The 26,894-nt window shown below is 62.6% G+C and carries 24 protein-coding genes; 15 read left to right on the forward strand and 9 right to left on the reverse strand.

Going from position 1 to position 26,894, the window contains the following annotated elements:
- Positions 1 to 2: 2 nt before the first annotated feature.
- The 7 genes from KUV45_RS07045 (at position 3) to KUV45_RS07075 (ending at position 8,521) form a co-directional block, all read left to right on the forward strand.
- Entirely contained in the window at positions 3 to 680 is a 678-nt protein-coding gene (locus KUV45_RS07045; protein ID WP_222162543.1) for an HAD family phosphatase, read from the forward strand.
- On the forward strand, positions 677 to 1,459 hold the full coding sequence (locus tag KUV45_RS07050) for an L-iditol 2-dehydrogenase (RefSeq protein ID WP_308126700.1): 783 nt from the start codon (positions 677 to 679) through the stop codon (positions 1,457 to 1,459). Before KUV45_RS07045 ends, KUV45_RS07050 begins: the two co-directional genes overlap by 4 nt.
- 25 nt (positions 1,460 to 1,484) lie before the next feature.
- The gene (locus tag KUV45_RS07055) at positions 1,485 to 2,108 is read left to right on the forward strand and encodes a nucleoside triphosphate hydrolase (RefSeq protein ID WP_222162544.1); all 624 of its coding nucleotides are present in this window, start codon (positions 1,485 to 1,487) and stop codon (positions 2,106 to 2,108) included.
- Between the two features lie 121 nt (positions 2,109 to 2,229).
- Positions 2,230 to 3,723 (forward strand): mannitol dehydrogenase family protein, encoded by a 1,494-nt coding sequence (locus KUV45_RS07060; protein WP_206941738.1) that lies wholly within the window; start codon positions 2,230 to 2,232, stop codon positions 3,721 to 3,723.
- Positions 3,724 to 3,763: 40 nt separating this feature from the next.
- Complete coding sequence (gene xylB, locus KUV45_RS07065; RefSeq protein ID WP_222162545.1) at positions 3,764 to 5,242, forward strand: xylulokinase; 1,479 nt, start codon at positions 3,764 to 3,766, stop codon at positions 5,240 to 5,242.
- A gap of 294 nt (positions 5,243 to 5,536) precedes the next feature.
- On the forward strand, positions 5,537 to 6,937 hold the full coding sequence (locus tag KUV45_RS07070; protein ID WP_222162546.1) for a short-chain fatty acid transporter: 1,401 nt from the start codon (positions 5,537 to 5,539) through the stop codon (positions 6,935 to 6,937).
- A 105-nt stretch (positions 6,938 to 7,042) separates the two neighbouring features.
- The gene (locus tag KUV45_RS07075; protein WP_222162547.1) at positions 7,043 to 8,521 is read left to right on the forward strand and encodes an amidase; all 1,479 of its coding nucleotides are present in this window, start codon (positions 7,043 to 7,045) and stop codon (positions 8,519 to 8,521) included.
- 24 nt (positions 8,522 to 8,545) lie between these two features.
- Here KUV45_RS07075 and KUV45_RS07080 read toward each other — a convergent pair whose 3' ends face one another.
- Complete coding sequence (locus KUV45_RS07080; protein ID WP_222162548.1) at positions 8,546 to 9,544, reverse strand: LLM class flavin-dependent oxidoreductase; 999 nt, start codon at positions 9,542 to 9,544, stop codon at positions 8,546 to 8,548.
- Positions 9,545 to 9,956: 412 nt separating this feature from the next.
- On the opposite strand from KUV45_RS07080, the gene KUV45_RS07085 reads away from it, so the two are divergent.
- From KUV45_RS07085 to KUV45_RS07100, 4 genes are all read left to right on the forward strand, one after another.
- Entirely contained in the window at positions 9,957 to 11,627 is a 1,671-nt protein-coding gene (locus KUV45_RS07085) for a BCCT family transporter (protein ID WP_222162549.1), read from the forward strand.
- Between the two features lie 192 nt (positions 11,628 to 11,819).
- Entirely contained in the window at positions 11,820 to 13,469 is a 1,650-nt protein-coding gene (locus tag KUV45_RS07090) for a BCCT family transporter (protein ID WP_222162550.1), read from the forward strand.
- Between the two features lie 193 nt (positions 13,470 to 13,662).
- Positions 13,663 to 13,842, forward strand: a complete 180-nt coding sequence (locus KUV45_RS07095) for a hypothetical protein (RefSeq protein WP_222162918.1) — start codon at positions 13,663 to 13,665, stop codon at positions 13,840 to 13,842.
- 48 nt (positions 13,843 to 13,890) lie between these two features.
- On the forward strand, positions 13,891 to 14,565 hold the full coding sequence (locus KUV45_RS07100; protein ID WP_222162551.1) for an extensin family protein: 675 nt from the start codon (positions 13,891 to 13,893) through the stop codon (positions 14,563 to 14,565).
- A gap of 42 nt (positions 14,566 to 14,607) precedes the next feature.
- On the opposite strand, the gene KUV45_RS07105 is transcribed toward KUV45_RS07100, so the two are convergent.
- The 6 genes from KUV45_RS07105 to KUV45_RS07130 all read right to left on the reverse strand — a co-directional run bounded on the left by KUV45_RS07105 (position 14,608) and on the right by KUV45_RS07130 (position 20,529).
- On the reverse strand, positions 14,608 to 14,844 hold the full coding sequence (locus KUV45_RS07105; protein WP_206941722.1) for a hypothetical protein: 237 nt from the start codon (positions 14,842 to 14,844) through the stop codon (positions 14,608 to 14,610).
- A 271-nt stretch (positions 14,845 to 15,115) separates the two neighbouring features.
- Positions 15,116 to 15,364, reverse strand: coding sequence for a hypothetical protein (locus KUV45_RS07110; protein ID WP_206941721.1), 249 nt, complete (start codon positions 15,362 to 15,364; stop codon positions 15,116 to 15,118).
- A gap of 122 nt (positions 15,365 to 15,486) precedes the next feature.
- Entirely contained in the window at positions 15,487 to 16,605 is a 1,119-nt protein-coding gene (aguA, locus tag KUV45_RS07115; protein WP_222162552.1) for an agmatine deiminase, read from the reverse strand.
- Positions 16,606 to 16,613: 8 nt separating this feature from the next.
- A complete protein-coding gene (locus KUV45_RS07120) occupies positions 16,614 to 17,963 on the reverse strand; it encodes a Na+/H+ antiporter NhaC family protein (protein WP_206941716.1) in 1,350 nt (449 codons plus the stop codon).
- A 149-nt stretch (positions 17,964 to 18,112) separates the two neighbouring features.
- Entirely contained in the window at positions 18,113 to 19,534 is a 1,422-nt protein-coding gene (locus KUV45_RS07125) for an aminotransferase (protein WP_222162553.1), read from the reverse strand.
- A gap of 170 nt (positions 19,535 to 19,704) precedes the next feature.
- Entirely contained in the window at positions 19,705 to 20,529 is an 825-nt protein-coding gene (locus KUV45_RS07130; RefSeq protein WP_206941708.1) for a helix-turn-helix transcriptional regulator, read from the reverse strand.
- A 232-nt stretch (positions 20,530 to 20,761) separates the two neighbouring features.
- On the opposite strand from KUV45_RS07130, the gene KUV45_RS07135 reads away from it, so the two are divergent.
- Positions 20,762 to 22,123 (forward strand): MFS transporter, encoded by a 1,362-nt coding sequence (locus KUV45_RS07135; RefSeq protein WP_224851959.1) that lies wholly within the window; start codon positions 20,762 to 20,764, stop codon positions 22,121 to 22,123.
- A 7-nt stretch (positions 22,124 to 22,130) separates the two neighbouring features.
- Positions 22,131 to 22,880, forward strand: a complete 750-nt coding sequence (locus tag KUV45_RS07140; protein ID WP_222162554.1) for a sulfite exporter TauE/SafE family protein — start codon at positions 22,131 to 22,133, stop codon at positions 22,878 to 22,880.
- 48 nt (positions 22,881 to 22,928) lie between these two features.
- On the opposite strand, the gene KUV45_RS07145 is transcribed toward KUV45_RS07140, so the two are convergent.
- On the reverse strand, positions 22,929 to 23,546 hold the full coding sequence (locus KUV45_RS07145; RefSeq protein ID WP_224851960.1) for a flavin reductase family protein: 618 nt from the start codon (positions 23,544 to 23,546) through the stop codon (positions 22,929 to 22,931).
- Between the two features lie 210 nt (positions 23,547 to 23,756).
- On the reverse strand, positions 23,757 to 25,040 hold the full coding sequence (locus tag KUV45_RS07150; protein WP_224851961.1) for a homoserine O-acetyltransferase: 1,284 nt from the start codon (positions 25,038 to 25,040) through the stop codon (positions 23,757 to 23,759).
- A 186-nt stretch (positions 25,041 to 25,226) separates the two neighbouring features.
- On the opposite strand from KUV45_RS07150, the gene KUV45_RS07155 reads away from it, so the two are divergent.
- Complete coding sequence (locus tag KUV45_RS07155; protein ID WP_224851962.1) at positions 25,227 to 25,787, forward strand: TIGR02281 family clan AA aspartic protease; 561 nt, start codon at positions 25,227 to 25,229, stop codon at positions 25,785 to 25,787.
- Positions 25,784 to 26,818, forward strand: a complete 1,035-nt coding sequence (locus tag KUV45_RS07160; RefSeq protein ID WP_206941702.1) for a nitronate monooxygenase family protein — start codon at positions 25,784 to 25,786, stop codon at positions 26,816 to 26,818. The genes KUV45_RS07155 and KUV45_RS07160 overlap by 4 nt, the downstream gene beginning before the upstream one ends.
- Positions 26,819 to 26,894 lie beyond the last annotated feature (76 nt).

Consider the following 26,894-nt stretch of genomic DNA (forward strand, 5'->3'; position numbering starts at 1 on the left):
GCATGATGCTGATATTCGATTGTGATGGAGTGCTGGTGGATAGCGAAGTCATCGCCGAGGCGACCCTGGCCGAGCGGCTGAGCAGCTGGCTGCCGGATCTGGATATCGAGGCCGCCCTGAATGCGGCCTTGGGGCAGACCACCGAGGCGATATTGGCGTCCCTGGAGTCACTCAGCACTCACCAATTGCCCTCAAGGGCGCTCGAGCGGCTGGATGATGAGATCGAAGCGCGGCTGGCCGAGCAGCTTCAGGCAGTGGATGGCGTAGCCCAGGCCCTGGCGGTCATCCCACAGGCCAAGGCCGTGGTCTCCAACAGTCGGCGCCAGCGGGTAGAAGCCTCGCTGGCCCACACCGGGCTGGATCAACTGTTGGCTCAGGCCCCGATCTTCTGTGCGGAACAGGTCGCACGGCCCAAGCCAGATCCTGCCGTTTATCAGCTCGCCGCGGCGACCCTGGGCGTGGCCCCTGAGGCCTGCCTGGTGGTCGAGGACTCCCTGGCGGGGGCAACCGCCGCACGCGCGGCGGGGATGACGGTCATTGGTTTCGTCGGCGCCAGCCACCTCGCGCCAGGCCATGCCGAGCGCCTGGAGCACCTGGGAGTCTGGAAGGTGATGACCCACATGGACCAGCTGCCTGGCTTGTGGGGCATCTGGCGCCAACAGCAGGAGCAACGAGCATGATGAACGGCCAGCTCAAGGACAAGGTAGCGGTCATCACCGGCGGTGCACGTGGCATCGGTCTGGCGATCGCACAGCGCTACGCTGAGGAAGGCGCCACAGTGGTCATTGCCGATATCGACCAGCGGGCGATCGACCAGGCGCTGGAAGGCGTTGCCCCCGAGCGGGGAATGGGGGTGGTGCTGGATGTGCGTGACCGGGCTTCGATCGACGCCATGGTGCAGGGTGTGCGGCAGCGCTTCGGCGGCATTGATGTGCTGGTCAATAACGCGGCGGTATTTGGCATGGCGCCGGTGTTGGATGTCACCGAGGCTGACTTTGACCGTCAATTTGCCGTCAACGTGAAAGGGCTCTTCTTCACCCTGCAGGCGGTGGCGCGTGCGATGGTGGAGGACGAACGCCGAGGTGCCATCATCAATATGGCGTCCCAGGCGGGTCGTCGCGGTGAGCCGCTGGTGAGCACCTATTGCGCGACCAAGGCAGCCGTCATCAGTCTGACCCAGTCCTGCGCGCTCGACCTGATCCGTCACGGGATTCGCGTCAATGGCATCGCGCCGGGAGTGGTGGATACCCCCATGTGGGATGAGGTAGACGCGCTGTTTGCGCGCTACGAAGGACGGCCTCAAGGAGAGAAGAAGCGACTGGTGGGGGAGTCGGTACCCTACGGCAGGATGGGACGCCCGGAGGATCACGTGGGCGCGGCGGTGTTCCTCGCCAGTCGTGAGAGTGACTACATCGTCGCCCAGACACTCAATGTCGACGGCGGCAATTGGATGAGTTGAGCCGCTGGCTCTCGGGAAGTAAACGATGACCCCTACCATAGCGTCCATCGCGGACGAACTGCTGGCGCGCAGTGACGGCAAGGACCGTTTCATCGTGGCGTTGGCAGGCCCTCCCGGCGCGGGCAAGTCCTTTCGATCCGCCTGGCTGGCCCGACAGCTCAATGAGCGTCTGCCGGGCATCGCCGAAGTGGTGCCCATGGATGGCTACCACTACGACAACGCCGTGCTCGAGCCCATGGGGTTGCTGGCGTTGAAGGGAGCACCAGAGACCTTTGACGTGGAGGGATTGCGTCATGACCTGACGCGGCTGAAGCGAGCCGACCGCCCGGTGGCGGTGCCCGTGTTCGATCGTCCTCTCGATCTGGCGCGTGCTGGCGCAAGGGTCATCACGCCCCATCACCGTCTACTGATTGTCGAAGGCAACTATCTGCTGCTGGATCATGGTCCATGGCAGGCATTGCAGGACTTCTTCGACTTCAGCCTGTTTCTTGAAGTCGATGACAGCGAGCTGGAGAGGCGCCTGATCGAACGCTGGATCGGCATGGGCCAGGATCCCTCCGGCGCCATTGCCAAGGCGCGAGACAAGGACATGCTCAACGCGCGTTTGATCAAGACCCGATCGCGGCGCGCCGATCTTTACTGGCACTGACCCCCCGTCGTCGACGGCGGCGTGGGCCTTTCCCGGGACACATCTGCATCCATCGCCTGCACGTCTGATCAGATTGGCGTGGCGCAACGTTTTCTTACTGCAACACTGGCGGAGAGCCATCATGACTCGACTTTCCAATGCGACACTGGCTCATCTCGATCCGCACGTGTCGGTGCCATCGTACCGGCGCACGGCGCTGACTCCCGGGATGGCGCACATCGGGGTAGGGGGCTTTCATCGCGCCCACCAGGCCATGTATCTGGATCGCTTGATGGAAGCAGGGCAGGCCCACGACTGGGGCATTGTCGGCATTGGCGTGATGCCGGGTGACCGTCGCATGCAGGAGGCGCTGGCCAGCCAGGACTACCTGTACACCCTGGTGGTAAAGCACCCGAACGGGGTGCTCGAACCGCGTGTCATTGGCTCGATCATCGACTACCGATACGCGCCGGATGACCCCGAAGGCGTTATCGAGATGCTGGCAGACCCTGCTATCCGCATTGTGTCGCTGACGGTCACAGAGGGAGGCTACAACGTTCATCCGATCACCGGAGAGTTTGATCTGGAAACGGCCGATGTGCTCCATGACCTGGAACATCCGATGGCGCCTCGCAGCAGCTTTGGCCTGGTGGTCGCAGCGATCGAGCGGCGCCGGGATCGCGGCCTTGCCCCCTTTACGGTGATGTCCTGTGACAATATTCCCGGCAATGGCGATGTGGCCAGGCGGATGTTCGGCGCCTTCGCCCACGCGCGGGATCCGCAGCTGGGACAGTACCTTGAAGCGCAGGTGCCGTTTCCCAACTCGATGGTGGACCGGATCACGCCCGTGACCACCCCGGCGGATATCGAGGAACTGCATCAGCGCTTTGATCTCGAGGATGCCTGGCCCGTCATCTGCGAGCCGTTCACCCAGTGGGTGCTGGAAGATCATTTCGCGATGGGGCGCCCGGCCCTGGATGACGTGGGGGTGCAGGTGGTCGAGGATGTGGAGCCTTATGAGCTAATGAAGCTACGGCTGCTCAACGCCAGTCATCAGGCCATGTGCTATCTGGGCTACCTGGCGGGTTATCGGTATGCCCACGAGGTGTGCCAGGACCCGCTGTTCGTCGAGTTCCTGCTGGGCTACATGGAAGACGAAGGCAGCCCGACGCTGCCGGAAGTGCCTGGCGTCGACCTGGACCAGTACCGACATACCTTGATCGAGCGCTTTGCCAATCCCGAGATCAAGGACACCTTGGCACGGCTGTGTGCCGAAAGCTCTGACCGTATTCCCAAGTGGCTGGTGCCGGTGATACGCCGCCAGTTGGAACAGGGCGGCGCGCTGAAGCGCTCGGCCACGGTGGTGGCAAGCTGGGCGCGCTATGCCGAGGGTGTGGACGAACAGGGACAGCCTATTGCCGTTGTCGATCGTCTCAAGGACCAGCTGACACCGATTGCCGCCTCTCAACACGCGCGGCCCACGGCCTTTATCGAGAACAGAGAGCTGTTTGGCAGTCTGGCGGAGGCCCCACGCTTCGTCGACGCCTATGTCGAAGCGCTCAAGCGCTTGCAGCAGCAGGGGGCACGCGCCACCCTTGAGGCATTGGCCGCTGACGAGGCCCGGAGCCAGGTATGAGACAAGCGACGAGACAAGCGACGAGATAAGGAGACAGCCCATGTATCTCGGTGTGGATTGCGGCACGCAGAGCACCAAAGTGGTGGTGGTGGACCTGGAAAGGGGAGCATGCCTTGGTGAAGCCAGCCGACCTCACCGACTCGACGAAGGGGCCAATGGGCGGCGTGAGCAGTGGCCAGAAGATTGGACGGAAGCGTTTCGAGGGGCGTTTCACCAGGCGCTTGATCGCGCTGGCGTGACGGCTGCCTCGGTGCGGGCGATCGGGATTTCCGGTCAGCAGCATGGCATGGTGGCGCTGGATGAAAGGGGCCAGGTGCTGTATCCCGCCAAGCTCTGGTGTGATACCGAAACCCACAGGGAAAATGACGCGCTGATCCATGCCCTGGGGGGGGAACAAGGCTGTCTCGAGCGTCTGGGACTGGTGCTGCAGACCGGCTATACCGCCTCCAAGATCGCCTGGCTGCGCCGCCAGCATCCCGAGGTGTATGCTCGGGTCGCCAGCGTGCTGTTGCCCCACGACTATCTCAACTATTGGCTGACCGGAGAGCGGGTGGCCGAGGCAGGGGACGCCTCGGGCACCGGCTACTTCGATACTCGCGCGCGACACTGGCGCCCCGATGTATGGTCGCTGATCGCACCGGAGCTCGACCCTGAGCGGGTGCTGCCGCGGTTGCTCGACTCCCGCGAGGTCGCCGGGCAGGTGCGGCCCGCCCTGGCGCGAGAGCTGGGCTTACGCGAAGGCGTCATCGTTGCCAGCGGTGGCGGGGACAACATGCTGGGGGCCATCGGTACCGGCAACATTGCGCCCGGCATGGTCACCATGAGTCTCGGCACCTCGGGCACGGTATGTGCCCATTCTGCGCAGCCGGTAAAGGCCGAATCCGCCATGGTTGCCAACTTCTGCGCCAGCCACGATGGCTGGCTGCCGCTGGTGTGCACCATGAATACCACCTCGGCGACCAATCGTGTACGGGAGCTATTCGGCCTCGACCTCGCCGGCTTCAATCAGGCGATCCAGTCGGCACCGATAGGCGCCGATGGAGTGACGGTGTTGCCGTTCTTCAACGGCGAGCGGGTACCCGCGCTGCCAGAGGCGAGCGCTTCCTTTCTGGGATTGAACAGCCGCAATACCTCGCCTGCGCATCTATGTCGTGCGGTGGTCGAGGGCGCGACCTTCTGTTTGCGCTACGGGCTTGACCTGCTGGGCCCATTGGCCGATCAGGCCAGTCAGATTCGCCTGATCGGGGGCGGCGCCCACAGCCCCGCCTGGCGTCAGATGGTAGCGGACGTCACCCAGGCAGAAGTGGTGTGTCCAAGCGTCACTGACGCCGCGGCGCTAGGTGGTGCCATACAGGCGGCTTGGTGCAACGGCGAGGGCGAACTCGACAGCCTCTGCCAGTCGCTGATTCAGTTGGATGAGACCACGCGCTGCGTGCCGGACCCGGAGGGTGTGAGGCGCTATCGTGACGTGTACCCCGGTTGGCGACAGGCGCTAGCCACCCTGCACGGAGGACACTGAGGCGCAGGGGCTGTGCCGTGTCTGGCGTTGTATGGAAGAATTCTAATCTAAAGCTTACGTTATCTGCGCTATCGGTCATGACACGTTGACCTGGAATCATGCGCTGCCCTACTGATGTATATAACGCAGGGGCTTCTGGTATTTCACGGGTCGGAAGGCGCTGGCGGATCTTTCCTCGGCGTCTGCATGGCCCTGTGTGTCATCACGTGTCCTGGCCTGGTAGGTCGGGCCCGGGCTCCGGGCCATGCTGGTCGCCGTCACAACAACAAGTGTGGCATTCAAGAGGCTACCAACATGTCGACTCCACAGCGGTCCGTGGCAAAACCCTCTGGCTCTGGCCGATCCTTCTCGTCATTTATGCAGCGCCTGGGTGATGGCGCTGCTTCCTTCGGTATCCGCTGGATTCCCGATCCCTTCGCCCTGGCGGTAATCCTCACGCTGATGGTGTTCGGCGCTGCGCTGGCGTTCACTCCGCATGGTCCTGTGGAGCTGATCGACCAGTGGTACGGCGGTTTCTGGCGCCTGCTGACCTTTGCCATGCAAATGGTCTTGATCGTGGTCACCGGCTTTGGCCTGGCCACCGCACCGTCAATGCAGCGGGCGCTACGCTGGGTGGCCTCGCTGCCCCGCTCGCGCACGGGCGCAATTGTGGTGACCGCCCTGGCGGGCAGCATTTTGTCTTTCCTGCACTGGGGGGTAGGTCTGATCGTCAGTGCCTTTCTTGCCAGAGAGGTGGCGCGCTACGCCCGCGACAATGGTCTGGCGGTGCACTTTCCTCTGCTCGCTGCGGCTGCCTACGGAGGTGGGGTCATTTCCCAGACTGGGCTGACAAGTTCGGGCGCCCTGCTGGTCAATACGCCAGGACACTTTCTGGAATCCAGCATCGGCCTGATCCCCCTCTCCGAGACGATCTTCCAGCCCTACAACCTGATCTTTGTGCTGCTGACGGTGGTGGTCACGCCGCTGCTGCTGGCACTGTTGCATCCATCGCCCACCACGACCGTGGTCTACGCGGGCCAGGACGATGAAGACAGCGTGGAAGAGCCGCTCTCCGACGAGGAGCGGCGCCTGCCCGCCAACCGGGTAAACCGCAGCCGCGTACTGTGCTGGGCCATCGCCTTGGGCGGTCTGTTCTTCGTGGTGCGCTACATCTTGGCGGAAGGTCTGCTGGGGCTGGATCTCAATGTGCTGAACTTTGGCTTTCTGATGCTGGGCCTGCTGATGCACGGCTCGCTGGGCAACTACTCCCGAGCCATCATGCGGGCATCGTCTGCCGCAGGTGGCATCATCCTGCAGTTCCCCTTCTACGCCGGCATCCTGGGGCTGATGGCCGGTAGCGGCCTGTTCAGCATGATTGCAGACTGGTTTGTCAGCATCTCGACGCCAGACACCTTTCCGCTGTACAGCATGATCAGCGCTGCACTGGTCAACTTTGCCGTGCCCTCCGGTGGCGGGCAGTGGGCAGTTCAGGGGCCGATCGCTACAGCGGCGGCGCTGCAACTTGGCCTGCCGGCCCATCTTGCCGTCATGTCGGTGATGATGGGGGATCAGCTGACCAATCTTGCACAGCCCTTCTGGCTGCTGCCCATTCTGGGGGTGACAGGGCTCAAGGCCGGTCAGGTGATGGGCTATACCATTCTGCTGATGTTCGTGGTCTTCATCATCAACGCGGCGTGTTTGCTGTGGCTGGTGTAGGGCCGGTTCGGGTAGGCTCGGAAAGCCATGTCACAGTCCCATGGCTTTCCACCAGACGTCCAACACAAGGTCCTGCACAAGGCCCAACAAGACAAGGATGAAGGCATGCCAAGCGATCAAGGGTCCATGCACCAGGATGCACTGCTGTCACTGTCCGCCAGCGAGCTTTCGCGGCAACTGCACGCCAAGGAGCTGAGCTGTAAAGACGTCATGGCCGCATATCTGGCGCACATAGATGCCGCCAATCCGGTGGTCAATGCCATCGTGTCCCGGCGCGATCCTGACCTGCTGATGGACGAAGCCGGCGAGTGCGATCGTGAGCTGGCGGCAGGGCGTTCTCGCGGTTGGTTGCATGGCATCCCCCAGGCGATCAAGGACCTCTCGGCCACCCGGGATATGCCGACCTCGATGGGATCCCCCTTGTTTGCCGGTCAGGTGCCCGAACAGGACGGCATCATGGTCGAGCGCACGCGTCGAGCCGGGGCCATCTTTATCGGCAAGACCAATACGCCGGAATTCGGCCTTGGCTCCCACACCTACAACCAGGTCTTTGGCGCCACGCGAAACGCCTATGATCCTCGCTTGTGTGCGGGGGGATCCAGTGGCGGTGCCGCGGCGGCGCTGGCCATGCGAATGCTGCCGGTGGCGGACGGCAGCGACATGATGGGATCGCTGCGCAACCCTGCGGCCTATCACAACCTGTTTGGCTTGCGCCCTTCCTTTGGGCGGGTGCCCCATGGACCGGGTCCAGAGATATTCGGCCACCAGTTGGCGACCGAGGGCCCGATGGGAAGAACCGTCGAGGATGTGGCCCGCTTGCTGGCGACCCAGGCGGGGGCACACCCCAGTGCGCCTTTGTCATTGCAAGATGATCCGGCGTCACTGGCAGGCCCACTCGCCCAAGAAGATGCGATCAAGGGTCTGAGAATCGGCTGGCTGGGCGACTGGCAGGGACATCTGGCGATGGAACAGGGGGTGCTGGAGGTGTGCCAGGGGGCATTGGCGGTATTCGAGGATCTGGGTGCCCGGGTCGAGGCGCTGGACCCGGGCTTCGACCCTGCGCGACTGTGGCAAAGCTGGCTGGTATTGCGCCAATGGGCCATCGCCGGCAGCCTTTCCGAAGTGTGGCAGGACGTGTCGCGCCGAGACGCATTGAAGCCAGAGGCGCAGTGGGAAATCGAACAGGGTATGCAGCGGTCGGCGCTGGATGTTCACCGTGCCAATGTGGCGCGAAGTGCCTGGCACGCTCGTCTGCTTGAACTCTTCCAGCAGTATGACGCCCTGGTTCTGCCAAGTGCTCAGGTCTTTGCGTTTGATGTGGAGACCCCATGGCCACCCAAAATCGCAGGACGCACCATGGACACCTATCACCGCTGGATGGAAGTGGTCATCGCTGGGTCACTGTCGGGTTGTCCGGTGATCAACCTGCCTGCAGGTTTTGATGCTCGAGGACGTGCCATGGGCATCCAGGTGATCGCCCCGCATCGCCAGGATCTGGCGCTGCTGCGTTGGGCCCATGCCTTTGAACAGGCCGGGCCCGACTGGCTGACGCGGGAGCCCAACTGGCGTCACCTGGCTAACTGAGACAGGGGACTCAGCGAGGGATTCTCATGCCTGCCGCCATACGTCACTCACCAGCTGGTAGCTGTTGAGGCGATCCTCCAGGGCATAGGTATCCGTGTTGAGCATCAACTCATCGGCCTGGGTGCGCTCGAGCATGCGCTCCAGGCCGTCGCGCACCGTGCTTGGGCTGCCGATGACCGCCGCGCCGAGAAAGCTCTCGACCTGGGCGCGCTCCATGGGGTTCCAGTCGAGCGAGCGGACCGGTGGCTTGGCGCGTCCCCGCTGGCCGCGAATCAGGCCCAGAAACTTCTGCTGTGCGGTGGTGGAGAGAAAGTGCGCATGTTCGTCGCTGTCCGCCGCCAGTACCGGCAGTCCGACCATGGCGTAAGGCGCCTCCAGCACGGCAGAGGGCTGGAAGTTGCGCCGATAGACCGCTAGGGCATCATCCAGCTGCGCCGGGGCGAATTGAGCGGCAAAGGCAAACGGCAGACCCTTGTGAGCGGCCAGCTGGGCGCTGTAGAGGCTTGAGCCCAGCAGCCAGATCGGCACCCGGGTTCCCTGGCCCGGCACGGCCTGAACCCGCTGTCCCGGACGCGCCTCATCCAGATAACCTTCCAGTTCTTCCAGACGCTGCGGAAAGTCGTCCACCCCCGCGTGGGGGTCGCGACGCATGGCTGCCATGGTGGCAGCATCCGAGCCGGGGGCGCGGCCCAGGCCGAGATCAATTCGCCCAGGATATAGCGTCTCCAGTGTCCCGAACTGCTCGGCAATCACCAGAGGAGGGTGATTGGGCAGCATGATGCCGCCGCTACCGATACGAATGCGCGACGTTTTCCCGGCAATGTGGCCCATCAGTACCGAGGTGGCGGCACTGGCAATGCCTTCCAGGCTGTGGTGCTCCGCCAGCCAGTAGCGAGTGAAACCCAGCGACTCGGTCAAGCGGGCCAGCGCCACGCTATCGCTGAAGCTATCGGCGATGGTGCCGCCGTCACGGATGGGGGCCAGGTCGAGAACAGAAAGAGGGGTAGTGCTGAGGCGAGTCATGAAGCGTTCCTCCGCGATCCGGCATGTTTCGTCAGGATAAAGAGACATCCTGAATGTCGATACCGGCTGATTTTTTGCCGTCCCGGCTTATGTCTAGGAGAAGATGCTGGCAATCGCACCCAGTTCATTATGATGACACTGGGGTGCGTGAAGCGCGCCTTGTCGTCCTTCACCGTGGCATCCACGGCGCGGTGTGAGCAAACGCCTTGCCATGACGTCAGCACCTTCGAGACGGCGATGGCTAGGTGGGGATGATAGATAACAAACTAACTGTTATCAAAGCATAGGTCTGCAAAGGCTGCTCGGTGAGTCTCCGGGCAGAAACGTTCTCTCGTGAGCGTCCGCGCGAAGTTCTCGCCGGAGCGGCGCTGCACAGGCCTTCCAACAAGCAGTCGAACAAAAGGAAGGCGATATGCAACGTGATGAAGGACAGCGGGTCTTTTATGCCTCCGCCGTCATCATACTGATCCTGGTGGCGCTGGGAGCGCTGTTCCCCGAGGGCTTTGGAGAAGTCGCCAGTCGTGCCCTCGGCGGGGTGTCCCACTATTTTGGCTGGTTCTATCTGCTGTCGGTGACCGGCATTGTGGTGTTTCTGCTGGCGCTGGCCATGGGGCGGTACGGCAAGATTCGGCTAGGGCCCCAGGACAGCAAGCCGGAGTATGGCTTCTTCTCCTGGATCAGCATGCTGCTGGCCGCGGGTTTCGGCGTCGGGTTGGTGTTTTACGGCATGGCGGAACCCATGACGCATTACATCGCACCGCCCTATGGTGACGTCGCACCGGAATCCGCGGCGTCAGCTCGCTATGCCATTCAGTACAGCTTCTTCAACTGGGGCATCCATCAGTGGGCGTCCTTCGCGCTGGTGGGGTTGATCATTGCGTACTACCAGTTTCGCAAGGATCAGGCGGGACTCGTCTCGGTGGTGCTGCGACCACTGACGGCCAAGCGTCCGGGGTTGCGTCGTTTCAATGGTGCGCTGGATGTGTTTGCGGTCGTGGCCACGGTGATGGGGGTGGCGACCTCATTGGGACTGGGAGTACTGCAGACCAATGGTGGATTGCACGCGGTGTTCGGGGTGCCTGAGAGCGGGCTGTGGCAGTTCCTTATCCTGTTCTGCATGTTTCTGGCGTACATGGCCTCGACCTGGTCCGGACTGGACAAGGGCATCAAGCGCCTGTCGAATCTCAACATGATCATGTGCATCGCCATGATGCTGTATGTGCTGTTCACCGGGCCGACCATCAAGATCCTGGAAACCATCACCCTGGGCCTTGGCGACTACGTGCAGAACTTTTTCGTCATGAGTCTGCGCATGTCGCCTTACAACAATGATCCCTGGGCGCAGAACTGGACCATCTTCTACTGGGTCTGGGTCATCGCCTGGGCACCCTTTGTCGGCACCTTCGTCGCGCGGATTTCGCGGGGGCGTACCATCAAGGAATATGTCTTTGGGGTGCTGTTCGTGCCACCGCTGCTGGCATGCCTGTGGCTGGGCGTGTTTGGCGGCACCGCCATCCATATGGAATTGGCGACGGAAGGGCTGGGGCTGGCCCAGGCGACACAGCAGAACATCACCGTGGCGCTATTCGAAATGTTCGACCTGATGCCGTTCTCGGGACTGCTGTCCGTCATGGCCATGCTGTTGATCTTTATCTTCCTGGTCACCTCGGCAGATTCGGCCTCGTACATCGTGGCCCAGATGACGGACAACGGCTCCATCGATCCGCCGCTGTACAAGCGGGTGTTGTGGGGGGTGCTGATCGCCGCCATCTGTCTGACGCTGATTGCCGCCGGCGGCCTCAAGGGGCTGCAATCAGCCTCGGTGCTGGCGGCGCTGCCCTTCACCTTTATTCTGTACATGATGGTGGTCGTCATGGTCCGCGAGTTGCGCAAGGATCGTAAGCTGATGCTCGAGGGCCTGCGGCAGCACTACCGTGAGATGCCGGTGGGGGCAGATGCCTTCGAGGCACGTGATCAGGCCAAGAGTGATGGCATGCCGCCTCCCGAGGAGGCCCTCAAGGAAGATGATGAAACGGCCGAGAACGACACAGCAACGCTGGTGGCGCCGAAGCCTCAACCGTGACGCCATTACGCCAGCGAGCGGGTAGCCGCGGTGACGTTCGCTATTGATGCCGCTATCGATAGCCATGCCGGTGCCTTGGGGCACCGGCTTTTTTGTGCTCAAACGAATATTCACCTACCGTGATGGACAGTCCGACTTTTGTTAGGGTGCTACGCCCTGATTCTCATGACCGCCGTTTGGCAAGGAGTGTCCATGAACGGTCGAACGATACAGGAGCGTCTACCGCTCGCTGGCAAGGATCGCGTCTTCCGTCTGTCTGCCCTCATCATCATCGCCCTGGTGGCCGTTGGCGCCAGCTTCCCCGAGGCCTTTGGCGACGCCGCCAGTGCCGCGCTTGGCAAGGTGACCCACTACTTTGGCTGGTTTTATCTGCTGGCAGTGTTCGCCTTTGTGATCTTTCTGATCGGCCTGGCGGTGAGCAAGTACGGCAAGGTACGCCTGGGTCCTCAGGACAGTACGCCGACCTATGACACCTTCTCGTGGATCAGCATGCTGCTGGCGGCGGGCTTTGGTGTCGGGCTGGTGTTCTATGGCATGGCCGAGCCCATGACCCACTTTGCCGTACCCCCCTATGGTGCGGTCGAGGCGGAAAGCGTGGAGGCCGCGCGCTATGCCATTCAGATGAGCTACTTCAACTGGGGGGTTCACCAGTGGGCGGCCTTTTCGCTGGTGGGGTTGATCATCGCCTACTTCCAGTTCCGCAAGGATCAGGCCGGGCTGGTGTCGTCGGTGCTGTCCTCGATGACGGCCAAGCGACCTGCCATCCGCCCCTACACCGACTGGCTGGATATCTTTGCGGTCGTGGCCACCGTGATGGGGGTCGCGACGTCGCTGGGCCTGGGCGTGCTGCAGATGAATGGCGGTCTCAACGCTGTGTTCGGTCTGCCGGAGAACGGTTGGTGGCAGGCGATCATCCTGTCGGTCATGTTCCTGGCGTACATGGCATCGACCTGGTCCGGCCTCGACAAGGGCATCAAGCGCTTGTCCAATCTCAACATGGCCTTGTGCATCGCCATGATGCTGTACGTGCTCTTCACCGGCCCGACGGTGAAGATTCTCGAGACCATTACGCTGGGGCTGGGCGACTATCTTCAGAACTTCATTGGCATGAGCCTGACCATGTCGCCCTACAATGACGATCCCTGGGCGTCGCAGTGGACCATCTTCTACTGGGCCTGGGTCATTGCCTGGTCGCCCTTTGTCGGCACCTTTGTCGCTCGTGTCTCGCGCGGACGAACCATTCGCGAGTATGTGCTTGGCGTGCTCGTCGTTCCGCCGTTGCTGGCCTGTCTGTGGATCGGCGTCTTCGGTGGCGCCGCCCTGCATATGGAGTTGGGGGGAGATGCCGGACTGGCAGCGGCGACACAGAGCAATATCACCGTGGCCCTGTTCGAGATGTTCGACCTGATGCCCTTCTCGACGCTGCTGTCGGTGGTGGCGATGCTGCTGATCTTTATCTTTCTCGTCACCTCTGCGGATTCTGCGTCATTCATCGTGGCTCAGATGACCGATAACGGTTCCATCGCCCCTCCGCTCTACAAGCGAGTGTGCTGGGGGCTGCTGATCGCTGCCATATGCCTCACCCTGATTGTGGCGGGGGGCCTCAAAGGGCTGCAGTCCGCCTCGGTACTGGCGGCGCTGCCGTTTTCGTTCATTCTCTTCGGCATGATGTTCGTGCTGGTCAAGGAATTGCAGACGGATCGTCGCAATATGCTGTCCCAACTCTATCGCCAGCATGGCGAGACACCCGTCGGCGCCGATCCCTTCGAAGCCGGCAACATGGCGGAAGAGGAGCGCTTGCGCCGGGCCCCCAACGTCGTCAACCGGCGCATCAATCACTAGCCTAGACCCGCCGGCAGCGGGGGCCACTTTGATGCGCCCCCGACTGTCCACAGGCCGTCCTCCGACGGTGCCATGGCGGCGGCGCCTAGCGCCGGCCGCCTCCTCGTTGGGTAATTGAGGTATTCTGGATGCTTTGGTGGTCAGGGAGGCCGCCAGCACGTAAGCTCAAGGTATCGTCGGAAGGATCTCGGCCATGAATTCTCCACCTGCCCGCGGCGCCACCCGCCGCAGGGCATCGTCTCGTCGCAGACGCCTGTCGTTCACCTGGACCAGTTTTGATCGCTGGCTGGATCGTATCGTCACCGTAGCCGTGCTGACGGCAGTGGCTGTGGGACTCGTGGCGTTGGCAATGTCGTTGTTGGTGGAGCCGTAGGCGGCACTTCAGACCGCCGCCAATGAGCTCAAGCGCCAGGGAGGGGGAATGATCCAATGGCTGCTGGTGATGCTGCTGGTGCTTGGCATTGCGCTGGACAAGGGCATTATCGTCATCCCTGACCGCTACAAACCCTGGGCTCCCATTTCCTTGGACGCTTCTCCTGGCCCCTGGTTTCGCTACAAGCTGTCCCGCCTGGGCGATGATCCCGAGGCGTGTCGCAGCGTGTTGGCCAGTGACCCCGCTCAGCGCTTCTCTGCGATGGAAGATGCCACCGTCGGCGACTGTTCGCTTACCAACCTGGTGCGCATGCAAGGCGGTGATGTCGCCGTTCAGCCGCCGGTCATGACCCGTTGCCCGCTGGCGGTTGCGTGGGCGATGTATGAACGTGGGCTAAGCGAGGCCGCGAGCCGCCAGTTGGGCACCGGCATCGCCCGCATCGAGCATATGGGCAGCTTCGCCTGCCGCAATATCTACGGACGGGCGACAGGCCGGCGTAGCCAGCACGCTACCGCAGAGGCGTTGGATGTCGGGGCCTTCATCACCACGGATGGTCGCAGGATAAGTCTGCTCAACGACTGGGGTGAGGGGGCTCCGGGGCGATTCCTCGAGGAGGCAGGAGAGCACGCTTGCACGGTGTTCGGTACCGTTCTGGGGCCTGATTACAATGCCGCCCACGCCGATCATTTTCATCTCGGCGTGGGCGGCAGGGTGTGTCGCTAGTGGCGTTTCAGAGCATCCGCCGGTGTTGCGGCGGCGGTCTGATCAGCGGCTCAGGTCGATGTCATTCGAGTCGGTCGCCGCTCCGGTGGCAGCGCCAACGCCGCCCCCGATAACCGCGCCCTTGCCGACATCGCCACCGGTGATGGCGGCAGCACCTGCGCCGACCGCGGCGCCAACGCCAGCGCCGCTCAGGGCTCGCTCACCCGTGCCGGTTCCGCACGCCGCTAGACCCAGCGCCAGTGTGGCAGCCATCAGACAGCTCAGTGTCAGTCGTTTCATGCCGAGTTCCTCATTGGTATCGGAGTTGCTCATACCTTAGGCCGGTGGGTTAACTGTGCGCAAGTGGAACAAATTTGAACGAAATGTCTCCAAATTGCGCCAAAGTGATCGGCGAGACGGGAGCGTCGTGTCGAACGGGTCAGGTTGACATGCCCCGGCGACACGACGGATCGACATGCCAGACACAGCAAGACGCCGTCGGCGGTTAAGCGCGACGGCGTCTTGGTGCTAGCGTCCGACAACGGCTCGGACGCTGTCTGATCCATCGGGATCAGTTGTCGAGGTCGATATCGTCCTCGTCGGTGGCAGCACCCGCAGCAGCGCCAACGCCGCCGCCAATGACAGCGCCCTCGGCCACGTCTCCGCCGGTGGCGGCGGCAGCGCCAGCGCCCACGGCAGCGCCAACACCGGCACCGCTAGCGGCACGCTCGCCAGTGCCGGTGCCGCAGGCGGCCAGGCCCAGGGTCATGAAAGCAGCCAGCAGCAGGCTGGAGAGTGTCTTGATGGACCCCTTCCTCATGATGTTTCTCCTTTGCTGTTATGTGCCTTTTCGAGCCTATGGATCTTGGCGTTGGAGCACAAGCCCTTGATTCAGCGCTGGCTGTCTCCTAAAGGAGACGCTTTCCGTGGTGAGCGAGACACTCAGGGCCGTGGCTGTTGCTGGGTGATGCAGTGAATGTTTCCGCCGCCCAGCAATATCTCGCGAGCGGGCACGCCAACCACACGGCGGTCCGGGAACAGGCGCGCCAGGATGTCCATGACGGTGGCGTCATGGCGCGGATCGAGCTGGGGCATGACCACGACACGGTTGCCAATGTAGAAGTTGACGTAGGACGCCGCCATCCTGTCGCCGGGGCGACGTGGGTGGGAGCTGGCCAGTCGATCAATGCCGCTGGCCTCATCCTCTGCGATGGTCAGCGGGCCAGGCTGTGGCAAGGGGTGCACAGTGATGGCTCTGCCCTTGGCATCGGTACTGGCCTCGAGCACCGCTCGGGCTTCCCGGCAGATGGCGTACTCGGGATCGGTGTCGTCGTCACACCAGGTCAAGGCAACTTCGGCCGGGCCAACAAAGCAGCACAGGTTGTCGACGTGGCCATCGGTTTCATCGAGATAGCAGCCCCTGGGCAGCCAGATGACCTTCTGGATACCCAGGCTATCCTGGAGCCGGCGCTCCATGGTGGCGCGATCCATGCCGGGGTTGCGATTGGGGTTCAGCAGGCACTCTTCGGTGGTGATCAAGGTGCCTTCGCCGTCGACATGAATGGCGCCGCCTTCCAGCACTACCTCCACATCAAAGCAGGGAATGCCCAGCATCTCCGCGATCTTGGGCCGAATCCTGCGGTCCTTGTCCCAGGGGAAGTAGAGCCCATCCTTGAGGCCGCCCCAGGCGTTGAATTCCCAGTCGACCAGAGCTAGGCCCTTGTCCGGATGCACCAGGAAGGTCGGACCGACGTCTCGCATCCAGGCATCGTTGCTGGAAAGTTCGACAACACGGACCTGGGCCGGCAACTGGTGCCTGGCATTTTCATACTGATCGTCGTTGACCCCGACGTAGACGGTCTCGCTTTCGGCAATGGCACTGGCGACAGCGACGAAGGCTTGCTGGGCGGGTTTCGCGCCAAGACGCCAGGTGTCGGGACGCTGGGGCCAGAGCATCCAGCACGCATCGTGGGGGGCGAATTCCGCCGGCATGACATAGCCCTGTGCGGCGGGCGTAGCGGCGGACGGTGCGACAGACGAAGGGCAGTGTGTAGGGTGCATGGCAGGACTCACAGCAGACCAAGGATCAGAAAGACGCCGGTGGCGAGTGCCGCCGCGATCAGGACATAGGGAATTTGGGTCAGGGCGTGGGCCATCGGGCTGCAGCCGCTACCCTGGGCCGAGAGGACGGTGGAATCGCCATAGAAGCAGGCGTGGCTGCCGAAGGCGCTGGCCGAGATCAGTGCGCCCACCACCAGCGGCATGTTGGCGTCCATGCTCATGGCGAGCGGCAGGACGATGGGCATCGCGACCGCAAACAGTCCCCAGAACGAGCCTGTGGCAAAGGCCAGGAAGGCCATGGTGACGAACACCACGGCAGGCAGCAGACCGGCGGTCATCAGCGGTTCGACGGCAGCGATGACGACCTCGGTCAGGCCGAGCACATCGTTGACTTCCTTCAGGGCGAAGCCTGCCACCAGGGTGCCCAGCGGCATGATCATCGCCTTGAAACCCTCCAGCGCCGTATCGAAGGTGTCGTTGAAGCTCAGCAGTCGCTGAACGGCGATCAGCACCAGGGTGACCGCCAGGGCCACGATGACGCCGCGCAGGATATCGATATCGAAGTACCAGGTGGCGACGATCAGGCTGGCGATCGGCAGCAGGAAGTTAAGCAGATGAGGGCTCTTGCCATCGTACTTGGTGTCGATCTGCAGAGCATGTTCTTCCCCGCCATCGGGGACGGGCTGTCCGCCTCGGGCACGTGCTTCGGCCTTCTTCATGGGACCAATATCGGGCAGCCAGCCAAGTGCTACCAGCGGCACGATAGCGGCGGCGACCCAGGCATAGGCCATGTACGGAATGGAAGAGATGTACAGCGACATGCCGTTGCTGGCCACGTCGTTGTCCTCCAGCAGTCCCGCGAAGAACACCGCCCAGGTCGAGAAAGGCACCAGGATGCACACCGGCGCCGCGGTGGAGTCGACGATGTAGGCCAGCTTCTCACGGGATACGCCGAAGCGATCGGTGATCTTCTTCATCGAGGCGCTGATGGTCAGTGCGTTGAGATAGTCGTCGACGAAGATCACCAGGCCCAGCACCCAGGTGGTGAGGAGACTTTGCCGGCGGCTATGCAGGCGGCGGGTCATGGCGTCGCCGAAGCTGAGCACGCCGCCGGTCTTGACCAGCAGGGCGATCAAGCTGCCAAACAGCCCGCAGACCAGAATGATCCAGGTGACGGTGTCGTTACCGAGCACGTCGAGCAGAATATCGGAGCCCCGCGTAATGACTTCGCTGGGGGCGATCATCAACAGGCCGACGAGGCAGCCAGTCAGCAGGGATTCGATGGTACGTCGGGTGATGATGGCGGTCACCAGCACCACCAGGGTCGGAACCAGGCTCCATGCGCCGTAGGTGTCCATGCAAGCTCCTTGTTTCGCCTTAGGCGAGCGTTGTTATTGAAGGGAGCGGTGGCCGCCACCAAGGGGAGTCCTCGACAGGGTGTGTCGCTGAGGCGGCCTACTCAGGTGATGTGCTGTTCCCTGCCAGTCATTGGCAGGGAACACCTCGGCTACAGGTAGCCGTCTTGCCTGAGCGATGCGCTGGTGGCTGCCAGCGCTTGATCGAGTCTCTCCACGGCGGTGTCGACGGTGTCGCGGGTCCAGATCAAGGGGGGGGAGATGACGTTCAGATGGCCCACGGGGCGAATGATCAGGCCACGCTTCTGGGCCTCGTGGGCCACGCGATCGCCCACTCGCGCCTCGACGGGGAACAGGGCCTTGGTGGCTTTGTCGGCGACGTTCTCGATGCACATCATGAAGTGACTGCCGCGTACATCACCGACGGTATCGTGGTGGGCCAGGGAGGCCAGGGCCTGTTCCAGGTAGGGGCCGACTTCACGCACGTTGGCGCAGAGATCTTCGCGCTCGAGAATCTCGATGTTCTTCAGTGCTGCGGCACAGCTCACCGGGTGACCGGAATAGGTGAAACCTGTGCTCAGGACGCCGCCCTTGCCCTGAGGAGTGCCGAGCACTTCGTAGAGGCGGTCGGAGATCAAGGTGGCGCCGAGTGGTGCGTAGCCGGACGACAGTCCCTTGGCCAGGTTGATGATATCGGGCTGGGTAGCGAAGACCTCGCCGGAGGCGAAGACGTGGCCGAGGCGTCCAAACCCCGTCACTACCTCATCGGCGATGTAGAGGATGTCGTGGTCGCGACAGACCTGCTGCATTCGCGCGTGGTAGCCGCGAGGAGCGACCAGCACGCCGCCTGCCCCCATGATCGGCTCGGCGATGAAGGCGGCAATATGATCGGCACCGATCTCATCGATGGTGGCGGTCAGCTCGTTCACCAGATGATCGCAGTAGGCTTCTTCACTCATCCCTTCGGGACGGCGATACATGTTGGCTTCGCTGAGGTGGGTGACAAGTTGGTCGAGGGTGTCGAACTCCCAGTTGTTGCTCTCGATGCCGGTCAGGCTTGCGGCCAGGTAGGTGGTGCCATGGTAGGCATTGCGCCGCGAAAGAATGCGCTTTTTAGAGGGTTTGCCCAGACGGTTGAAATAGTAGTGAACCAAGCGAATGGTCGCGTCATTGGCGGTAGACCCACCGCAGGTATAGAACACATGGTTGAGATGGTCGGGGGCCAGGTCGGCCAGCTTCGCCGCCAGTTGCGCAGCCGGCGCGTTGGACAGGTTGTTGAAGGTCGAGAAATAGGCCATGCGTGTGGCCTGGTCCGCCATCGCCTGGCCGATCTCGGCACGTCCATGGCCAACGTTGACGCACCACAGTCCGGCGATGCCGTCGATGAAACGATTGCCATGAACATCCTGGACGTAGATACCCTCGGCGTCCGTGATCAGCTCACAGCCCTTCTCGTGGAAGACGCTGAAGTCGGTGAACGGATGGATGAAGTGATCCTTGTCCTGTTGCCATAGTGTTGCTGCATCCAGAGGGGCAGTCGTTGGCGAGGAAAGGGGGGAGTGGGCTGTTGTCATTGGTGGCCTCCTTGTTCAGGCCAACAGTCTCTCCAGTCTCGCCCTGTCGGTGACATATCCCCATGAGGGTAGATGGGATGAACAGAGGGCGTGACGGTCATGGCTCCTTTCCATGGTGCGGTCGCGAAAGCGGCCGCTGGCTTGGGGCTGCCGATGCTGAGGAATCCTCCTCATTCCCGCTGGCGCCGGGAGATCAGGGCAACGTGATCGAGAAAGGCGCGGAACAGCTCTGCCTGGCTGGTCACCGACAGTCGCTGATAGATGTGCTTGCGGTGGACCTTGACGGTACCGTCACTGATGCCGAGTTGACGCGCAGCAGACTTGGCCGAGTGTCCCGCCAGCAGCAGTCGCACGATATCCTGCTCGCGCCGGGTGAGTACGCCCTGACCAAAGCTCGAGAACGCCAGGTCGACCGGCTCGTCGTCCGGTGCGGTCGACTCGACGGCGGAGCGCTGCCAGGTCCAGTAGTGGCGCAGCAGCGCTTCAATGACCGGGGTGAGGTGGCGCAGTGCCTGGAGCATGCGGCGTGTCAGTGTCGGGGCCTGAAGGCGAAAACCGAGCGACAGCACCATGACGGTGTCGTCACTGACCCGGGCAAACAGGCCAACTTCATCTCTCAGCCCCAGGCCGCGATAGTAGTGATGGTAGTACTCGCTGCTTTCGAAACGATCCGGTGCCAGGTCGCGCAGTCGATGAGCGCCACTTTCCACGCCAGCCTCGATCGCCTGAAACATCGGGTCTAGCAGATAGATGCGGCTCAAGTAGGGCTCGATGTCCCGCTCGCGCCGCTCTGGTGGGTAGTTGTCGTGAATTACCTGTGGCCTGCCACGTCCCTGGTAGGCATGCAGAATGAGCGCGTCCATGGCCACCAGTTCGGTAAGAGTGGCATCCAGCTGCTGGGGCAGGTCGCTGCGATCGGCGCCTTGAATCAGGCCAGCCAGCCGCTGATGCCAGCCCTGGGCGGCGGCACTGGCCAGATGATCGATGGAAGTCATTCAGCTCACATGAGTGTCAACGTCGTGCGCCATACTCTACCATTCTCAGGCTCTGTCACCCTCGGTCGTTGTCAACCCTCTGCTCAGTGATCGTTGTCAGGCCGAGGGCTGACCGGCGTCGCGCCAGGTGCGTGCTCCCGTGGAAGGCCATGCTGCCCAAGGCGCATGAACGCCGTGGCACCGGGCAGTGTCCGACTGCTATCTTGAACCCCTTTGCCAACAGGAAGGCGCGATGAGCGTGAGCAGCATTATTCCTGCCGCCACTGACCGAGTGCGTCGGCGAGAGATCTTCGGCTGGGCGATGTTCGATTTCGCCAACCAGGCTTACACCCTGCTGATCATCACGGTGGTCTTCGGCGAGCTTTTTACCACGGTGATCGTCGGTGATCGGGGGGATGGCTATCGACTGGCCAACCTGCTGTGGAGCCTGGCACTGGCGCTCAGCTTTGTGCTGGTCGTCGTGACCGGGCCGTTATGTGGCGCGGTGATGGACTACCGGGCCGAGAAAAAGCGTTTTCTGTTTGCCAGCTACGTGGCCACCATAGCGACGACGGCGATGCTCTACTTTGTCGAACCGGGCTATGTGGTGATGGGCTTCGTGCTGATCATCCTGTCCAACTATGCCTATTCCATGGGGGAGTCCTTTATCGCCGCGTTCTTGCCCGGGCTTGGACCGCCGGACAAGCTAGGGGCGATTTCAGGGTTTGGCTGGGCACTGGGCTATGTCGGCGGACTGGTAGCGGCCGGCTTTACCCTGGCGGTACTGGGCGAGGCGACGGCGGACAACTTCGAGCGGATTCGCTGGGTGGGCCCGTTTGCCGCCGGGTTCTTCCTGGTGGCAGCCATTCCCACTTTCCTGTGGCTAAAGGAGCGGGCCGAGCCGCAACCTCTGCGTCAGCGGTTCAGCCAGATTGCCTGGCAGCGCATCTCACTGACCTTCCATGAGCTCAAGAGTTTTCGTGATCTGGGACTGTTCCTGATATCGGTACTGTTTTCCATGGCCGGGGTCTACATCATCATTGCCTTTGCCTTCATCTATGGCGCCCAGGTGATCGGTTGGCAGGAAAGCACGCGTAATCTGATGTTCATCATTGTGCAGATCACGGCTGCCGCCGGAGCGCTGGGGTTTGGCTTCATCCAAGACCGTATCGGCACCTTGGTGACGTACCTGCTGACGCTGGTGCTGTGGGTCCTGGCCATTCTGGCCATCTGGGCGACCCCGGAGGTGACCGCCTGGCTGAACGCCACCTGGGGGCTCGACTGGCAGGCGGAGCAGCTGTTTCTGTTCGTCGGCTGCCTGGCCGGGCTCAGCCTGGGTTCAAGCCAGTCGGCCAGTCGCGTGATGGTGGGATTGTTCTCGCCACGCCAGAAGGCGGCGGAGTTCTTCGGTTTCTGGGGCCTGGCCAACAAGTTGGCGGGTATCGTCGGTATCGTTGGCCTGGGCTTGCTGCAAGCTGCAGTCGGTCTCAAGGCCTCGATCCTGCTGTGTGCCGCCTTCTTTATCATCGCGATCATACTGTGTGCCGGGGTCGATCAGCGCCGTGGGCAGCAAGTGGCCGGTGAGTGGGAAGCCAAGCGGGAAGCTGAAGCATGACACCCTCATGCTGAGCAGTGGCGTCATGTCGCTGGCCCTGCTGGCGCTGATCTTCGTGCTGGCAGGGCTGGTGAAGGGAGTGCTCGGCATGGGCATGCCGACGGTGTTGCTGGCGCTGCTGACGGTAACGCTGGGGCTGCCTGACGCCATGGCGCTGATGCTGGTGCCGACAGTGATCACCAATGTGTGGCAGGCATTGGTGGGAGGGCAGCTGCTGTCGCTGTGTCGTCGCCTGTGGGGGTTCCTGCTGATGGCCTGCGTTGGCGTCTGGCCCGGGGTATGGGTCCTTTCCCGTGTCGATGCGCGCTGGCTATCGCTGCTGCTGGGCGGTCTGCTGATCCTTTACGCCGTGCTGAACTTGAGCGGCCGGCAGCTGCGCTTTCGCGGCAGTCATACCCAGGCGGGGTGGCTGGGTACGGCTAACGGCCTGTTGACCGGCCTGACCGGCTCCAGCGTCTTTCCTGGCGTCCCTTTCCTGCAGTCCATCGGCCTGCCCAGAGACGCCCTGGTGCAGGCCATGGGCATGCTGTTCAGCCTGTCCACGCTCAGTCTGGCGCTGGCGCTGGGGGAGCGAGAGCTCTTGTCCATTGATCAGTTGCAGGCCTCCTGCCTGGCCTTGCTGCCGGCAGGGCTTGGGATGTGGCTGGGTGCCGAGCTCCGGCGACGACTCTCCGAGGCACGTTTTCGTCAGGTGTTCCTGATGGGATTGCTGGCCATGGGCGGATACCTGGTGATTCGCTCCCTGCTTGGGGGCTGATGCACTGCCGGGTTCCCCCTGGACAATCGAGCCGGCGCCGAATGCTGGTTACTTGGGACGTTCCAGCGCGAACAGATCCGTGCAGCGAATATAGTCACTGCCGGCCATGCGGCCGATGGGGGCAAGCGCCTCGCGGCCTACGTGGCGTCCGTCCCACACCTTGGGATCGGCGTGAATCACGGTCACTTCGGCCAGCACCAGGTTGCCTGAAAGCGGCTGATCGCCAAAGGTAAGGATGTCGTGGAGACGACAGCCGAAGGCGATCGGCGCTTCGCTGATCCGGGGAACCCGAAGATCGCCAAGGGGCGCCTTGGTGAGCCCCGCGTGTTCGAACTCATCGCCGTCTCGCGGCAGGCTGGCGCTGGTGGTGTTGAGCGCCTCCGCCAGGACTTCCCCGCCGATGTGCACGATGCATTCGCCCACCTCTCGCAAATTGGCAACGGTGTCCTTGGTGCCACCCTCGCCATTGAGCAGCGGTGAGAACGCCAGTATGGGAGGGGCAACACTGGCCACATTGAAAAACGAGAAAGGCGCCAGGTTGGCATGCCCTTCGCTACTCAGCGTTGATACCCACGCAATCGGGCGCGGTGCGATAGCGCCGGAAAACAGACGATAGATCAGACCTGCATCCAGGTCGGCAACCTGGAGAGTAGCGTCATGACTCACGGTGAACTCCTTGTCGATATGCCTGGGAGTACCCTGAAACGGTGCTCCCAGGATCAGTAACCTCAGACCCCCGACCATCCCAGCATGGCTGCCTGCTAAGGTCCAGTCATGGGCACCTTGCCCGCTGATGCCATGGCCATTAGCGAGGGTGCCTGAGCTGACGCTGACGGGTGGTGGGCGTCGATGGCGCTGCAGCCGTCGGCGCGACCATCAGCGCACTGGCGCTTCGAGAAAACCGCGCAGTTGATCGGCGGCTTGCTCGATACTGACCACGCCATCAAGGTGCCCGCGATCTCCCTTCAGCGTGTGCAAGGTAACCGGGGTGCCGTCAGCCTGAATCATGCGGGCCGTGTCGAGCACGTTCTCTGCTGGAAACACCAGGTCATCTGCGCTGTAGAGCAGCAGGGTGGGGGCCTTTATGGCGGCCAGGCCAGACTCGGCGTCACCCTCGGTTCCGGTCACGAAATTCTGGTTGGCCCGAACCAGATACAGCAGGTGGTTGGCGTCTGCCTTGCTGGCGCGGGCGGCGGCAATCTCATCGAGTGTGGCCACCACCTCAAAGTCGGCCGCGAGATCGTCTTCAGGCGACGCCAGTGGGTCCGCCCAGTCGCGATCGAAGGTGGCATCAGCCCAACGCCAGTGGTTAGCCTGCAGGGTGATCAGCTTGAGCGATTCTCTCAGGCCGTCGATGGGCGGGCGGTCATCATCGTAGTAGTCACCGTCGCGCCAGTTGGGATCGAGGCGAATCGGAGCGGCCCAGGCGTCGAGGCTGGCGATCAGCCAGGGATCGGCAACGCCAGCGCCAATCACTGCGATGAGACGGTCGACCCGACCAGGGTACGCGCTGGCCCACTCATACGCTTGCAAAGCCCCCATCGAGGCCCCCATCACGGCGTGCAGTCGTTGGATGCCCAACTCATCCATCAGCGCCTTCTGTACGTTCACGAAGTCACCAATACCGACCAGGGGGAATGTCGTACCCCAGGGCTCGCCGGTGGCGGGGTTGAGGCTGGCGGGGCCGGTGGTGGTGACCCTGGGGTCGCCAGCATTGAGGTTGACCAGGGTGTCCGAGGACACCACGAAGTAACGGTTGGTATCGAGTGGCTTCCCCGGACCAATGATGGCGTCCCAATAGCCGGCAACGTCTTCTCCGGAATAGCGACCTGCGGCATGGCTAGTGCCCGAGAAGAAGTGCGTGATCAAGATGGCATTGTCAGCGGCGTCATTGAGCTCGCCATAGGCTTCCCAACCCACTCTGACCGGCGCGATAGTGTCGCCTCCCTGCGTGGTGTAGTGGGACATCTCGAAGACATGCTTGTCGACCGCATCCATGGAGGTCGTGGGCGGAAGGCTAGCGTCTGCGCTGCTACCTGGGCTGAACATCGCCGTGAGCAGCACGGCCAGGGTCGTGCCCAGAACCTGCCGGAAAGGATGAAAGTGATGAAAGTGTTGAGAGGGGCGGTCGTGGAGTACGTCAGTAGAAGCTGTCATCATGAACCCTCCTTGGTGTCATTCCGATGGGATGCGCCTGCCGTATAAGAGGCTACGCCTGGCACTTGTGCCGTGATCTGCCGCTTGTCGCGTAGCGACTGGCATCAGTACAGCGGTCGCCGCTCGGCTGCGCCATGCTGCCTTCGTCGCTTCTGGCGACGTGGTGTGTTCGTCAGCAAGGAGAATGGCATGACCCGTCGACATGGGACCCGTGGCCCAGGTCTCGCCATGATGCTGTTATTCTGGGTGGTGTTCATGGCACTGGGTGGCTGGTGGATGTCTGTCTGGCTGACGCAGAAAATGCACCCCAATGCCCAGCTTGAAGCGGTGGCAGAAGGACAGCCGCTGCAGCTCAAAAGAGGCCCTGGTGGACACTTTGTAGCGCCGGGCAGCATCAATGGCATACCTGTGACGTTCCTGGTGGATACTGGTGCGACGCGGGTCGCTCTTCCCGGGAGTCTTGCTCGACAACTGTCGTTGCCGGATCATGGCAGCGCTTGGTTTCACACCGCCAACGGGCGTGCCCGCGGCACCCTGACCACGCTGGAATCTGTGACGTTGGGGGGCTTGTCCGCGTCTCGCGTCGATGGTTCCATCAGTCCTGGCATGGAGGGTGAGACGGTATTGCTGGGCATGAGCTTTCTTGGCCGTTTCGATTTGGCCATTCGTGGCGATATTCTGGAGCTGCGACCCCGTGAGGCGTCGTTGAACAACGAGGCCGCCGCTCCACATAAGGAGATTCAACCATGACCAGCCTTGCGCGACTTCGCTTGAAGCGCCCCATTTTTCAGGCGCCCATGGCAGGGGCTCAGGACGAGACGCTGGCGATCGCGGTGACGGCTGCAGGTGGCCTGGGCGGACTGCCCGCAGGCATGCTGTCACCGGAGGCGCTGGAGCACGCGCTGGCGGCGATCGAGGGGCATGGCCCCGTCAACGTCAACTTCTTCTGCCACACCACTCCTGAGGCGCAACCAGAGCGCCTGGAGCGTTGGCGAGAACGTCTGGAGCCCTATCATCAGGAGCTCGGTATTGCTCCTCCCCCTCCTAGCGACAGCCCGACCCGACGTCCTTTCGATGAGGCCTCCTGTGCCATTGTCGAAAAGCACAAGCCCGCAGTGGTCAGCTTTCACTTCGGCTTGCCGAGCGCCGAGCTCGTCGAGCGGGTCAAGCGCTGTGGTGCCCTGGTCATGTCCAGTGCCACCACCCTGGACGAGGCCCGCTGGCTCGAGGCCAATGGCGCCGACGTCATTATTGCGCAGGGCACCGAGGCCGGCGGCCATCGAGGGCATTTCCTGAGCGATGATCTCAGCCTGCAGCAACCCTTGGCCAAGCTGTTGCCGAGTATTGTGGAAGCGGTAGCGGTGCCGGTGGTGGCGGCAGGGGGAATCGCCGACCCTCAGGGGGTTCGATGGGCGCTTGATCAGGGGGCTGCCGCCGTACAGATTGGCACAGCGCTACTGTGCTGTCCGGAGGCCGCTGTGCGTGCCGTTCATCGCAAGGCGCTGCTGGATCCTGCTTCAACGACCGAGATCACCAACGTCTTTTCTGGCCGACCGGCCCGGGGAATCGTCAACCGGGCCATGCGAGAGCTGGGCCCCATTTCCCGAGAGGTACCGGACTTTCCCCTGGCGGCCAGCGCACTCTGTGAACTGCGCGCGGCCCACGAATCCCGCTGCAGCGGTGATTTCTCACCGCTCTGGGCAGGAGAAAATCGTCAGCACTGCCGTGAGATTCCTGTCGCGGAACAGCTAGAGTGGTTGGCCGGAGGCCTGGCAGACTGAGCTGGGCTTTCCGACTCGGCCATGTCAGTGACGCCTGGACGTCTGTCGCCGTGGCGAGGGGCAATAGGTGAATCCC

It is taken from the genome of Halomonas sp. DP3Y7-2 (assembly GCF_019800795.1).
In the GTDB taxonomy this organism is placed as follows: Bacteria; Pseudomonadota; Gammaproteobacteria; order Pseudomonadales; family Halomonadaceae; genus Halomonas; species Halomonas litopenaei_A.

What these genes read in the sequence shown, in the direction of transcription:
- KUV45_RS07045 (WP_222162543.1), top strand. Translation starts at nt 3, where the DNA reads ATGATGCTGATATTCGATTGTGATGGAGTGCTGGTGGATAGCGAAGTC.
- KUV45_RS07050 (WP_308126700.1), top strand. Translation starts at nt 677, where the DNA reads ATGATGAACGGCCAGCTCAAGGACAAGGTAGCGGTCATCACCGGCGGT.
- KUV45_RS07055 (WP_222162544.1), top strand. Translation starts at nt 1,485, where the DNA reads ATGACCCCTACCATAGCGTCCATCGCGGACGAACTGCTGGCGCGCAGT.
- KUV45_RS07060 (WP_206941738.1), top strand. Translation starts at nt 2,230, where the DNA reads ATGACTCGACTTTCCAATGCGACACTGGCTCATCTCGATCCGCACGTG.
- xylB (WP_222162545.1), top strand. Translation starts at nt 3,764, where the DNA reads ATGTATCTCGGTGTGGATTGCGGCACGCAGAGCACCAAAGTGGTGGTG.
- KUV45_RS07070 (WP_222162546.1), top strand. Translation starts at nt 5,537, where the DNA reads ATGTCGACTCCACAGCGGTCCGTGGCAAAACCCTCTGGCTCTGGCCGA.
- KUV45_RS07075 (WP_222162547.1), top strand. Translation starts at nt 7,043, where the DNA reads ATGCCAAGCGATCAAGGGTCCATGCACCAGGATGCACTGCTGTCACTG.
- KUV45_RS07080 (WP_222162548.1), bottom strand. Translation starts at nt 9,544, where the DNA reads ATGACTCGCCTCAGCACTACCCCTCTTTCTGTTCTCGACCTGGCCCCC.
- KUV45_RS07085 (WP_222162549.1), top strand. Translation starts at nt 9,957, where the DNA reads ATGCAACGTGATGAAGGACAGCGGGTCTTTTATGCCTCCGCCGTCATC.
- KUV45_RS07090 (WP_222162550.1), top strand. Translation starts at nt 11,820, where the DNA reads ATGAACGGTCGAACGATACAGGAGCGTCTACCGCTCGCTGGCAAGGAT.
- KUV45_RS07095 (WP_222162918.1), top strand. Translation starts at nt 13,663, where the DNA reads ATGAATTCTCCACCTGCCCGCGGCGCCACCCGCCGCAGGGCATCGTCT.
- KUV45_RS07100 (WP_222162551.1), top strand. Translation starts at nt 13,891, where the DNA reads ATGATCCAATGGCTGCTGGTGATGCTGCTGGTGCTTGGCATTGCGCTG.
- KUV45_RS07105 (WP_206941722.1), bottom strand. Translation starts at nt 14,844, where the DNA reads ATGAAACGACTGACACTGAGCTGTCTGATGGCTGCCACACTGGCGCTG.
- KUV45_RS07110 (WP_206941721.1), bottom strand. Translation starts at nt 15,364, where the DNA reads ATGAGGAAGGGGTCCATCAAGACACTCTCCAGCCTGCTGCTGGCTGCT.
- aguA (WP_222162552.1), bottom strand. Translation starts at nt 16,605, where the DNA reads ATGCACCCTACACACTGCCCTTCGTCTGTCGCACCGTCCGCCGCTACG.
- KUV45_RS07120 (WP_206941716.1), bottom strand. Translation starts at nt 17,963, where the DNA reads ATGGACACCTACGGCGCATGGAGCCTGGTTCCGACCCTGGTGGTGCTG.
- KUV45_RS07125 (WP_222162553.1), bottom strand. Translation starts at nt 19,534, where the DNA reads ATGACAACAGCCCACTCCCCCCTTTCCTCGCCAACGACTGCCCCTCTG.
- KUV45_RS07130 (WP_206941708.1), bottom strand. Translation starts at nt 20,529, where the DNA reads ATGACTTCCATCGATCATCTGGCCAGTGCCGCCGCCCAGGGCTGGCAT.
- KUV45_RS07135 (WP_224851959.1), top strand. Translation starts at nt 20,762, where the DNA reads ATGAGCGTGAGCAGCATTATTCCTGCCGCCACTGACCGAGTGCGTCGG.
- KUV45_RS07140 (WP_222162554.1), top strand. Translation starts at nt 22,131, where the DNA reads ATGCTGAGCAGTGGCGTCATGTCGCTGGCCCTGCTGGCGCTGATCTTC.
- KUV45_RS07150 (WP_224851961.1), bottom strand. Translation starts at nt 25,040, where the DNA reads ATGATGACAGCTTCTACTGACGTACTCCACGACCGCCCCTCTCAACAC.
- KUV45_RS07155 (WP_224851962.1), top strand. Translation starts at nt 25,227, where the DNA reads ATGACCCGTCGACATGGGACCCGTGGCCCAGGTCTCGCCATGATGCTG.
- KUV45_RS07160 (WP_206941702.1), top strand. Translation starts at nt 25,784, where the DNA reads ATGACCAGCCTTGCGCGACTTCGCTTGAAGCGCCCCATTTTTCAGGCG.